Raw genomic sequence first — 11414 nt, 5'->3', positions numbered from 1 at the left:
GAAAAAGAATTCTTTTTCATTCCCGTGTAGACGGGAATCTTTTTATTACAATTACACCCTAGTTCAATAAAAACTTCTTCACCAACTGATACACTTCTGCTTTTGCTTTTTCGAGATCATCGTTAGTTATGATGGCATCAAATTGGGGTGCAGTAGCCATTTCTGTGGATGCTTTAGCAACACGCATATTGATTTTATCCTCGGATTCAGTTTTGCGTTTTTTGAGACGAATTTTCAGCTCTTCAATACTTGGAGGTTTTATAAAAATAGCTAGTGTACGATTAGGATAAATCCTTTTGATATCCAAACCACCCACTACATCAATATCAAAAATCACATGTTTACCATGATCCCAAAGACGTTGTACTTCGGTTTTTAAAGTCCCATAGAAGTTATCTCGATATACTTCTTCCCACTCCAGAAATTCATCAGCTTTTATTTTGTCTTTAAACTCTCTTAGAGATAAAAAGTAATAATCTTTTCCGTGAACTTCTGCACCTCGAGGCTCTCGGGAGGCTGCAGAAATAGAAAATCCTAGATTTAATTCTTCTTTGTTGAGTAGATCCCTGACTAAAGTAGTTTTTCCACTTCCGGACGGTGCCGAAAGTACAATAAGCTTACCTTCCATGATTTACAATACGTTTAGTAGTTGTTCCTTAATTTTTTCGAGCTCATCCTTCATTTGCACCACCAGTTGTTGCATCGGAGCGTAATTAGATTTACTCCCAATGGTATTGATTTCTCGACCGATCTCCTGAGTGATAAATCCTAGTTTTTTACCATTGGAATCTGGAGAATTTAGGGTTGTAGTAAAATATTCCAGGTGATTAGCCAGTCTGACTTTTTCCTCGGTAATATCAAATTTCTCTAAATAATACACCAATTCCTGCTCAAAACGATTTTGATCCACTTCTTCTTTTAAATCAGAAACTGCCTTATGTAATCGTTCTCTAACGACCTCCATGCGTTCCGGATCCATCTGTATTACTTTCTCTAATAATTCTCCAATATTTTTAATGCGAAGGGTGAAATCTTTTTCCAAGGCTTTACCTTCGTCAACTCTGTAATCTTCTATGGCATCAAGCGCTTCTTTAAGTGATTTTTCGATCGCTTTAAACTCTTCTTCGTCAATTTCCTCTCTAACAGTTTTTAAAGCATCAGGCATGCGAACTGCCATCTTCATAAATTCAGTGGTTTCTCCTGAATTGTGAATGGATTCTAGTTGTTTGATATAATCCTTAACAACTGCCTCATTAATTTTTGTTGAAGTTTCCTCTGCAGTAATTTCCACGAACAATCCAAAATCTACTTTCCCTCTTTCTAAAGTTTTGGCAATAGTGTTTCTCATTTTTAGTTCTTTTTCACGGTATTGTGAAGGAATACGGGCGTTGAGATCTAGGTTCTTGCTATTAAGAGATTTAACTTCAATAGTGATTTTTTTGGTAGGAAGTTGAAGAATAGACTTCCCAAAACCGGTCATAGATTTGATCATAGAATTATGCTAAAAGTTGCACGAAGATACAAACTAATTACGAATGCAGAATGTAGAATCAAGAGTCTGTTACTATTTCTGATCATAGAAGAGAATTATAACCTTCTCACCCCTTTAATAGGGAGATGTCCGCCTGAGGTAGATAGAGGAGGGTTAAGCTTCGGGATTTTTATTCCGGATTCTTTTATACAGTTTGATCCCCATCATTAGTAAAACTGCCAGAGATATAATACCTATTACCCCGTAAATCCAGTTTACCGCATCTCGCACGACAACAAGAAAAATTACTGCAAAAAGAATAATTGTTGAGCCTTCATTCCACATTCTCATTTGGTTGGAAGACCATCTGATGATATCATTTTGGAGCTGCTTATAGATATGATGGCATTTTAGATGGTAGGCGAAAAGTAATACTATAAACCCCAATTTTACATGCATCCAAGGTTGTTGTAACCAGGCTGGCATTAAAATTAGTAACCAGATAGCGAATAACGTAGCTAATATCGCCGAAGGCCAGGTGATGATGAACCAAAGACGCTTGGTCATTAATTTAAACTGTTTTTCAAGTATTTCTCTATCTGGTGAAGGTTTCTGTGCTGCTTCAATATGATAAATAAATAATCTGGGGATATAAAAAAGCCCTGCAAACCAGGTAATCACAAAGATCAAGTGTAGGGATTTTATGTAGTTATAGTATTCGAGCATCTATCCTGGTTTTTTAATTGGGTTTTGATTTGTATTAAAGATTGAATAAACAATGATTGTGTTATTTTCAATCTCATATACTATTATAAAAGGAAATCTTTGAATTGGAGCTTGGCGGAAAGTATTTTTTGAAATTTGAAAATGTTTTGGAAATTTTTGAATGTAATTAATTTCAGATCTTACGCTATTTAAAAATCGAAAACCTAATCCTTTAGATAAAGAATTATACCATTCGATCGCATCTTCCAATTCTATCTCAGCTCTGCGCTTTAGAATAAGTTTATAAATCATATTTTTCCCTAAGGCGCTTTTCTACTTCATCCCAGGAAGAGCCTTTTGTCTCGCCATTAAGATGTCTTTTACGGTCTTCCTCTAAAAGCAGGTAGTGAGATTCGGGAATTAAGTCAATAGATTTCATTTTATAAGCTTCTTCAGGTTCCATTACCAAATCACTATTATGATTTTCTAAGATGTTTTCAATTTGGTTTAGGATATTGATATCAGTACAATCCAAAATGCGCTTAATCAATTCTAGTTTTATTTGATGAATATCCATATATCAAATATAGTGAATAATAAAAATACAGAAGAGTTCTATAATTACTCCTCGACAAAAAGATAATTAAGCTGCAGAGTATTGAATTCTGTATTAAAGTTTTTAATTTCTTCTGAAATTAGCTTGTCAAAACTCTGTAATTGCTTCTCGATCTGTTTAGTTAATTCGTTTTTGACCTCAATGTCTTGAGCAGTTGGCCCAAAATCTCCCATACCTACCAAGGAGTTAAGGTGCCCAAGCTTATTGGTCAATTTGATTGGGAAATTCAATGGATCTTGATTACTACGGTTTTTGGTCTGATATAAAGCTTTTTCGATTTCGCTAAATTGTTTCTGGAGATCCTCAGCCTTTTTTACTAGATCTTTTGTTTTCTCATCGTCCTTATATTGAGTAGAAAATGATTTGAGCTGCTCATTGATTTTTCGAATTTTTTTAATCGATTTGTGAGCGCGATCTACGGTTTTATTTACACTAGTAATAAAATCATACTGGGATTGCATAGCTTGTGGAGTAGCCTCTGCTCTAGGATCAGCTACTATGGTAAAAGATTGTCTGGCAACTTCTTTTCCGTTAATGCCTAAACTCACCTTGTAATTTCCTGGAACGGCTTTTGGCCCATCAAGATTTGCCCACCAAAGAATCATTCCTTTTAGTTTTTCAGCACCATCACCTCTCATATTCCAATTGAATTGATTGGCACCTTTCTCAAGATCTTTTAACTTATCTTTTTCTTCTTCGGCTTGGGTACTAAAGGATTTGATAGTATCATTTTTAGCATTAAAATAAGTTAAGGACACCGTATCTTTTTCTTTATCAAAATTCTTTAAATAGAAATAAGTCATTACTCCAGCTGGATGATTGGTCCCTTCGGTTTTTGAATCTTTGACACTTCCTCCGCGCATGCGATAGGTTGACTTCGGTTTAAAAAGGACATAGTCCTTATTTTGTAATGAATTATTTAGCTGGTGTATCAAAGTTAAATCATCTATAATCCATAGACTTCTTCCTTGTGTAGCCACAATTAAATTATTGTCTTTGATGGTTAAATCCGTAATTGGTACTATAGGAAGATTTAACTGAAAAGATTGCCAGTTAGTACCATTATTAAATGAAATGTACATTTCTGTTTCTGTTCCAGCGTATAATAACCCTTTTCGTTTTGGGTCTTCACGAAGCACACGTGTAAAATGTTCAGTTTGGATTCCATTAGTAATTTTTGTCCACGATTTCCCGTAATCGATAGTTTTGTATAAATAAGGAGCAAAATCTCCTGATTTATATTTAGTTCCAGCGATATAGCAAGTGCCTTCATCAAAAGCGCTAGGTTCTATACTGTTGATCATCATCCACTCCGGCATTCCTTTAGGTGTAACATTATTCCATGTTTTCCCACCATCCTGACTGATATGAATTAGTCCATCGTCACTACCAACCCATAACAACCCCTCTTTAAGAGGGCTTTCTGTAGCAGCGAAAATCGTACAATAATATTCTACCGAGGTATTATCCTGAGTAATTGGTCCCCCTGAAGATTTTAGTTTTTCGGGGTCATTTCTAGTTAAGTCCGGACTAATCACATCCCAACTCTGACCTTCATTTTCGGTAACATGAACTCGGTTAGAGAATGTATATAATCGATTGGGGTTATGTTTAGAGAACATAATTGGGAAATTCCATTGAAAACGATATTTCATATCTTCCGCCCCATGTCCCATAGGGTTGTCAGGCCATACACTAATGGATCGAACTGTTTCAGTTTTATGGTTTACTCTGGTTAAGAATCCATCGTAGCTTCCTCCATAAACAATATCATTATCTTTTGGATCGATAGCGATGTGAGCTGATTCTCCTCCGGCAGTTCGTTCCCAGTCATCTTCTGATATAGAAAATCCGGTACTTCTATGATTAATTCGTATTGTAGAATTGTCTTGCTGAGCTGCATAAATCCGATACGGAAAACTATTATCAGTAGTTACACGATAAAATTGAGAAGTCGGTTGATTGTGATACGTGCTCCAGGTTTCTCCACCATCATAGGTCACTTGCGCACCACCATCATCACCCATAATCATGCGTTTTGGATTCTCAGGAGCGATCCATAGATCATGATGATCGCCATGAGGAGCTCTGAAACCGCTAAAGTTTTTCCCACCATCTTTACTCTTATGATAAGATACATTTACTACGTAAACCACATCTTTATCCTTTGGATCTGCATAAATTCGACTATAATACCAGGCACGCTGACGTAAGCTTCGGTCACTATTCAATTGTTTCCAGGTGTCACCACCATCATCACTACGATACACACCACCTTTTTCTTTATTTTCTACAATTGCCCATACTCGCTCACTATCAACAGGAGAAACAGTTACGCCCATAATCCCGAGAGTATCTTTGGCAAAACCTTTGTTTTTGGAGATTTCTTTCCAGGTATTACCACTATCAGTACTTTTCCATAAAGCCGATCCATCTCCACCAGAACTTAAACTATAAGGAGTTCTTCTGGCATTCCAGGTAGAAGCATATAATATTCTGGGGTTATTAGGATCTAAAGTTAAATCTACAGCACCAGCATCTTGATTAGCAAATAATACTTTGTTCCAGGTTTTACCACCATCAATACTTTTGTAAACACCTCTATCTGTAGTTGGTTTATAGATGTTTCCTAAAACTCCAGCATATACAATATCAGGATTTGTTGGATGAATAGCAATTCGAGGGATATGTCTACTTTTTGGCAATCCGGATTGAACCCAAGTTTTTCCTGCGTCGACACTTTTCCAAACTCCATAACCCGAAGATACATTACCACGAAGGGTTTTCTCACCACCACCAACATAAATCACATTAGGGTCACTTTTGGATACAGAAATGGAGCCTATAGAACCTCCAAAGAACCCATCAGAGATATTTTCCCAGGTGCGTCCTCCATCTGTTGTTTTCCATACTCCGCCACCTGTTGCTCCAAAATAGAATAGATTTGGTTTTCCTGGAACACCGGTCACTGCAGCGCTTCGACCACCTCTGAATGGACCAATTAATCGATACTCCAGAGCGTCGTATAATGCTGAGTTATAGGTTTGCGAATTAATGCTAAAAATACTTCCGAAAACTAAAAAGATCAGAAGTATGATTTTGGAGAATTGAAAATGCATGTTATGTTGAGTTTTAGTTTGAAAAACCCTAACATTTTTGAGAAAAATTCAAAGAAATAGATTTGATGGCGCACTAAAATCAGGAATTAAAAATTATCCCGAAAGATTTTCACGTAATTTTAACCTTGGTGTATGCGCCATCATTATTATTTTTGACGAATGCTTCAGCAAGGTTTCATATTAGTATTGAGTTGTTTGGGTGTAATCCAGGCACTTTTTCTTTGTTTTTATCTTTTTACCTTGAAAAAGGGAAATAAAAGGGCTAATCAATTTTTAGCTTTTGTTTTAGTAGGGTTAACTATACGAATCGGAAAATCTGTTTTTCATAATTATATTGAAGTAGATCCAAGGCTTCGCAATCTTGCCATTTCAAGTATATTGGCGGTTGGTCCTTTTCTTTGGTTTTATGGTAAAGCATTATTCGAAAAACAAAACACTTTCTCACATAGAAACTATTTTCACCTCCTACCTTTTGGACTATTTGTTTTATGTAGTCCCGTTATTCCTAATAGAGGAGATTTTGCTTCATATCTTGCATATGGGTTAGTTTTTGTCCACCTGGCAGTATATCTGGTAATTTGTTGGAGCTTCATTTTTAAAATCAGAAATGATAAAAGTTTGCAACTTTTGCGATGGTACCAAAATATAGTGATTGGGGTTAGTGTGATTTGGATGCTTTATGTAGGTATTTTGATAAGACTTATCCCTTTTTACATACTTGGTGCAATTTCCTTTTCTTTTTTAATGTATTTATTCTCCTACTTACTTTTAAAACGACATATTTTTGCCTTAGAAAAGTATGGCAATTCGGATATAGACAGAGGTACTTCTAAAAAATTATTGCAAGAGGTAAAAACCCTCCTAAAGCAAGAAGAAATATATCTTGATGCTAATGTTTCTTTACAAAGTGTGGCAGAAAAACTGTCGATTACGTCTCGAGAATTATCTCAAGTGGTTAATGAGAATGAGCAAAAGAATTTTTCAGAATTTGTAAATTATTACCGGATTCAAAAAGCTAAAGAATTACTTGTTTCGCCAGAGTACGTTTCAGAAAAGATTGCTACGATAGCATATGATTGTGGTTTTGGCAATGTGACTTCTTTTAATCTGGCTTTTAAAGCCGAAACTCGACTTACACCCTCACAATACAGGAATCAATTCAAGATTGCCTAGTTTTTCGTTTTAAAGATCATGTTTTTTAAAGGGTTTTGATGAAATCTTTTTGATTTTGCATTTCATAATTCAAAACCTAACAATGTATAAGTTATTCTTTTTATTGCTATTGATTATTATAAGTTGTGGAAAGACACAAGAACCTATAACCATAACTTCTTTTAAAACAAAACCAGTTAAAGAAACTGTAATTGATAGTCTTAATAATCCCTGGAGTATTGCTTTTTTATCAGAAGAAGAAGCTTTGGTGTCCGAAAAAGACGGGAATTTGGTTAAAGTGAATCTGGTTTCTAAAGAAAAAAAGGTCATAAATGGATTCCCCCGTGATCTTACCGATAGTATTCGGGTGGTTTGGCGAGGAGATAATTCGGGAATTTTTGAAGTATTGCTAGATCCTGAATTTAAAGAAAACAATCACATTTATCTTTCCTATGCAGCAAAACGGCAAGGAAAAGGAAGTGCAACCAAAGTAGTGCGTGCTACCTTAAAAAATGATGTTTTAACCGATATCAAAACTTTACTGGAAGCGGGCCCTTTTACTCGAGAATATTATCACTATGGAGGGGGGATGACCTTTGGTGTAGATGGCAAATTATATGTAACCATCGGAGAGCGATTATTTAAAGAAATTGATGAACCTCCAATACCAATTGCACAAGACCTGACGGATAAACGTGGAAAAATCTATCGTATAAATCCTGATGGAAGTATTCCTGATAATAATCCAGATTATGGAGAAACAGCAGTTCCTGGAATTTATGCTATTGGAATTCGAGCTGCACAAGGAATTGCTGTACAACCAGAAACAGGAAAGCTTTGGTTTAGTGAACATGGTACTCGACAAGGAGATGAAGTGAATTTACTAAAAGCTCGAGCCAATTACGGTTGGCCGATTATAACCACAGGTGGTTATCGAAGTAAAGATTATGTACCACCCACTATAAAAAGAGCAGTGTATTCAGATCCTGTTTGGTATTGGCAACATACAGTAGCACCAACAGGACTTATATTTTATACGGGAGATGAGTTTCCGGAATGGAAAAATGATTTATTAGTTCCGGGATTGAGTAGGGGAAGCCTCTGGCGATTTCGAATAGAAAATAATACTGTAAAAAGTGCTGAAGAATTATTTATCGATGATAGAATTCGATCTAGAAAAGTAGCTCAGAGTCCTGAAGGAAAATTATATATGCTTACTGATGAAGATAATGGTAAGATCTTGAGAATAAAGAATGTTTCACCAGCTATAAAACAATAAAAAACTTATGAAAACGAATTTTTTGATACTACTATTTTTAGCAATGTATAATGTACTTAGTGCTCAATTAGAAGAAGATCAGATTAAAATTACACTTAATAAATATATTGAGGGAACTTCTTATAATAATCCCGAAATGGTAATGGAAGCATTTTATGAGAAAGCTAACTTGTTTTTAAGTCATAAAGAGAAAAAACTATGGATTATGCCAATTAAGGAATATGCTGCTGGGCTTAAAAGTAGAGAAAAAGGAAAATTTAATGGAAGAACAGGAAGCATACTATCTGTTGATATAGAGAATGATATCGCTACAGCGAAAGCGGAAATTTTAATTCCAAAAGGAGAATTGCGATTTATTGATATATTCCTACTAAAGAAAATTGAAGGAAAGTGGAAGATCATTAGTAAGGCTGCGACTAGAACTAATTAGGGATAACTATCAACATAAATTAGTGTACTGGTTTTGGAGGAATAAGTTCTTTTCGAACCTCTCGATTCAAAAAATATCCTGTAACAATTGTTGCCAAAACATCTGAGATAGGGAATGAGATCCAAACACCTAACTCACCATAGAATTTTGGCAAAATTAAAACAAGCGGAATAAAAAAGAAACCTTGCCTGGAGAGTGTAAGTAATAAAGCCGGAATAGCTTTACCCACTGCTTGAAAATAGGCAGCTCCAATTAGTTGCAACGCAATAATAGGTGTTGCTGCAAACACCCAGCGCATGGGTTCTGCAGTATGAGAAAGTACAAACTGATTTAATGCTAATTCTTTTGCAGAAATATTTGGATCATTACTTATAAAAAGTGCTGTAATTTCGGTAGGAAAAATCATTAAACCTATAAAGACTAATGTCGCCAGGATAGCAGCATATTTTATAGCCGTATTAATGGTTTCACGAACACGAGGATACTGTTTCGCACCATAATTATATCCTGCAATAGGAAGAAATCCCTGGGTAACCCCAAAAACAGGAAACAAGGCAAACATCAACATTCTACCAATAATGGCATAAACAGCTACCAAACCTTCTTGACCTAAATTGAATAAGATGTTATTCATCAATAAATAGGTGATACTTACCACGGCTTGCCTGGCCATTGTTACCCCTCCAAGAGAAGCAATTTCAGAAACAATGTCTTTTTGTAATCCTAAATGACGAAATCCGATCTTCAATTCAGAATTTTTTGAAGAAAAGAACCAGAAAATGTATAGAAAACAAGCCAAATATGAACCAGTAGTTGCCCATGCTGCTCCATGCATTCCCATATCCAACAGGTAGATTAATACATAATCCAACAATAAGTTACTAATGGTGGGGATGATCATTGCAATCATTGCAAATTTTGGTTTGCCTTCAGCACGTATCACGGTGTTTCCCATCATGGCAAAACCAAGAATAGGAACTCCGTATAAAATAATGGTGTAGTAGATTTTGGCAGGTTCAAAAATGTCGCCTTTTCCTCCAAAACCTGGTATAATATCGTCCACAAATAGTAATCCAAGAATTACTAGAGGAACCATAACCAGAAACCCAAGAGAAATTTGATTACCAAAGGTTTTTAATGCCTTTTGCTTGTTTTCTGCACCTAAAGCACGCGAAATAATACTAGAGCCTCCTACGCCAATAGACATTCCTAAAGCTCCAATAAAAAAAGATACTGGAAGCACTACATTGATTGAAGCAAATGCAATAGATCCAATCCAGTTTCCTACAAAAATTGAATCAATAAGGATGTTAAGAGACATCACTAATATCCCAATTGAAGCAGGAACAGCTTGCTTGATCAATAATTTACCAATGGGCTCTACCCCAAGTGCTTCAGAGGTGACTTTAGCCATTATATGACAGGAGTTTTAGCTTCACTCCATGCATTTACCCAATTAGATAATACGTCAGCCCAATCATCTCGGTCGTTAAGGCAAGGAATGGTAGTGAATTCTTTTCCACCTACTTCGTGAAAAATTTCTTCACCTTCCATAGCAATTTCTTCTAAGGTTTCTAAGCAATCAGAAACAAAAGCCGGAGTAACAATGGCCATTTTTTTAGTCCCTTCCTTCCCCATTCTTTCAATAGTTCGATCAGTATATGGCTGTAACCACGGATCAAAACCTAATCGAGATTGAAATGAGGTAGAGTAAGTTCCGTTTTTAAGATCTAATTTTTTAGCTACTTGTATTGTTGTCATTTCACATTGATGGCGGTAGCAGAACTCATGTTGCTTTGATCCTTTTTTAAAACAACATTTACCATCCATCTTACAGTTTCCGTTAGTAATGTCACTTTTTCTGATATGTCTTTCAGGAACGCCGTGATATGAAAAAAGTAAATGTTCATAATCTAGGTTTTCTATTTTCTCCTGGATGCTTTTAGAAAGGACTTCTATATATTCGGCCTTGTTATAAAAAGCAGGAACATCGGTAATTTTCATATTTGGAAAGTGTTCCTTTCTTAACTCTTCGGCTAGCACCAAAATAGTTTCGGTTGTTGCCATTGCAAACTGAGGGTATAACGGAATTATCATTACTTCATCCACTCCCTTGTCATGTAGTTCTTGTAATCCTTTTTTAATGCTCATTGATCCGTATCGCATTGCTAAACCCACAGGAATTGCCGTGCGATCAGCTACTTTTTTCTGTAATCTTTCAGACAAAACAATAAGAGGAGAACCTTCATCCCACCATATTTTTTTGTAGGCTGCAGCGGATTTTTTAGGACGTGTATTTAGAATGATTCCTTTAACTAATAATGTTCTCGCCCAAAGCGGAACATCAATAACTCTGGGATCCATTAAAAACTCACCTAGATATTTTTTTACATCTTTTGGATCTGTACTATCTGGAGATCCAAGATTAACAAGGAGTACGCCTTTACTCATAACTTTTCTTTTTCAAGTTCAACAAAAATACAAACTATTGCCGTCTAGAATACTAAAAAAATGATAAGAGTTTTTGATACCACTATCAGAGTTTAACCAAAATAAATTCTTTAATTAAACAGTGTTTAGATATACGTTAAATTCTGATAAACCGAAAGTTGAGTAATTTTATTTTAGTATTTTTATAGGTA

General features: G+C 35.6%; 11 protein-coding genes. 3 read left to right on the top strand and 8 right to left on the bottom strand.

What is annotated here, in order from left to right; genetic code table 11:
• Window positions 1-58: 58 nt before the first annotated feature.
• The 6 genes from gmk to J8M14_RS18485 all read right to left on the bottom strand — a co-directional run bounded on the left by gmk (window position 59) and on the right by J8M14_RS18485 (window position 5911).
• Entirely contained in the window at window positions 59-631 is a 573-nt protein-coding gene (gene gmk / locus J8M14_RS18510; protein ID WP_211076387.1) for a guanylate kinase, read from the bottom strand.
• Window positions 632-1492 (bottom strand): YicC/YloC family endoribonuclease, encoded by an 861-nt coding sequence (locus J8M14_RS18505; RefSeq protein ID WP_211076315.1) that lies wholly within the window; start codon window positions 1490-1492, stop codon window positions 632-634. It lies immediately after the preceding gene.
• Window positions 1493-1645: 153 nt separating this feature from the next.
• Window positions 1646-2197 (bottom strand): CopD family protein, encoded by a 552-nt coding sequence (locus J8M14_RS18500; protein WP_211076314.1) that lies wholly within the window; start codon window positions 2195-2197, stop codon window positions 1646-1648.
• A complete protein-coding gene (locus tag J8M14_RS18495) occupies window positions 2198-2488 on the bottom strand; it encodes a type II toxin-antitoxin system RelE/ParE family toxin (RefSeq protein WP_211076313.1) in 291 nt (96 codons plus the stop codon).
• Complete coding sequence (locus tag J8M14_RS18490) at window positions 2478-2753, bottom strand: hypothetical protein (protein ID WP_211076312.1); 276 nt, start codon at window positions 2751-2753, stop codon at window positions 2478-2480. Before J8M14_RS18490 ends, J8M14_RS18495 begins: the two co-directional genes overlap by 11 nt.
• A gap of 44 nt (window positions 2754-2797) precedes the next feature.
• Window positions 2798-5911 (bottom strand): glycosyl hydrolase, encoded by a 3114-nt coding sequence (locus J8M14_RS18485; RefSeq protein WP_211076311.1) that lies wholly within the window; start codon window positions 5909-5911, stop codon window positions 2798-2800.
• A 240-nt stretch (window positions 5912-6151) separates the two neighbouring features.
• Between J8M14_RS18485 and J8M14_RS18480 the strand changes: the two genes are divergently transcribed.
• The 3 genes from J8M14_RS18480 to J8M14_RS18470 all read left to right on the top strand — a co-directional run bounded on the left by J8M14_RS18480 (window position 6152) and on the right by J8M14_RS18470 (window position 8772).
• Window positions 6152-7084 (top strand): helix-turn-helix domain-containing protein, encoded by a 933-nt coding sequence (locus J8M14_RS18480; protein WP_211076310.1) that lies wholly within the window; start codon window positions 6152-6154, stop codon window positions 7082-7084.
• 82 nt (window positions 7085-7166) lie between these two features.
• Window positions 7167-8342: a PQQ-dependent sugar dehydrogenase gene (locus J8M14_RS18475; RefSeq protein WP_211076309.1), complete on the top strand. Its 1176-nt coding sequence runs from the start codon at window positions 7167-7169 to the stop codon at window positions 8340-8342.
• 7 nt (window positions 8343-8349) lie between these two features.
• On the top strand, window positions 8350-8772 hold the full coding sequence (locus J8M14_RS18470) for a nuclear transport factor 2 family protein (protein ID WP_211076308.1): 423 nt from the start codon (window positions 8350-8352) through the stop codon (window positions 8770-8772).
• Window positions 8773-8791: 19 nt separating this feature from the next.
• Here the strand turns inward: J8M14_RS18470 and J8M14_RS18465 are convergent, their stop codons facing one another.
• Together J8M14_RS18465 and hemH are read right to left on the bottom strand one after the other, a co-directional pair.
• Window positions 8792-10186, bottom strand: coding sequence for an MATE family efflux transporter (locus J8M14_RS18465; RefSeq protein ID WP_211076307.1), 1395 nt, complete (start codon window positions 10184-10186; stop codon window positions 8792-8794).
• Window positions 10186-11223, bottom strand: a complete 1038-nt coding sequence (hemH, locus tag J8M14_RS18460; RefSeq protein WP_211076306.1) for a ferrochelatase — start codon at window positions 11221-11223, stop codon at window positions 10186-10188. The genes J8M14_RS18465 and hemH overlap by 1 nt, the downstream gene beginning before the upstream one ends.
• Window positions 11224-11414 lie beyond the last annotated feature (191 nt).

This window comes from Aquimarina sp. MMG016, assembly GCF_018100805.1.
Taxonomy (GTDB): domain Bacteria; phylum Bacteroidota; class Bacteroidia; order Flavobacteriales; family Flavobacteriaceae; genus Aquimarina.
This window is presented reverse-complemented; position numbering and strand designations above follow the sequence as displayed.

Coding starts and splice junctions, on each gene's coding strand:
- J8M14_RS18465 (WP_211076307.1), bottom strand. CDS start 10,186: ATGGCTAAAGTCACCTCTGAAGCACTTGGGGTAGAGCCCATTGGTAAA.
- J8M14_RS18505 (WP_211076315.1), bottom strand. CDS start 1,492: ATGATCAAATCTATGACCGGTTTTGGGAAGTCTATTCTTCAACTTCCT.
- J8M14_RS18485 (WP_211076311.1), bottom strand. CDS start 5,911: ATGCATTTTCAATTCTCCAAAATCATACTTCTGATCTTTTTAGTTTTC.
- hemH (WP_211076306.1), bottom strand. CDS start 11,223: ATGAGTAAAGGCGTACTCCTTGTTAATCTTGGATCTCCAGATAGTACA.
- J8M14_RS18495 (WP_211076313.1), bottom strand. CDS start 2,488: ATGATTTATAAACTTATTCTAAAGCGCAGAGCTGAGATAGAATTGGAA.
- J8M14_RS18500 (WP_211076314.1), bottom strand. CDS start 2,197: ATGCTCGAATACTATAACTACATAAAATCCCTACACTTGATCTTTGTG.
- J8M14_RS18470 (WP_211076308.1), top strand. CDS start 8,350: ATGAAAACGAATTTTTTGATACTACTATTTTTAGCAATGTATAATGTA.
- J8M14_RS18475 (WP_211076309.1), top strand. CDS start 7,167: ATGTATAAGTTATTCTTTTTATTGCTATTGATTATTATAAGTTGTGGA.
- J8M14_RS18490 (WP_211076312.1), bottom strand. CDS start 2,753: ATGGATATTCATCAAATAAAACTAGAATTGATTAAGCGCATTTTGGAT.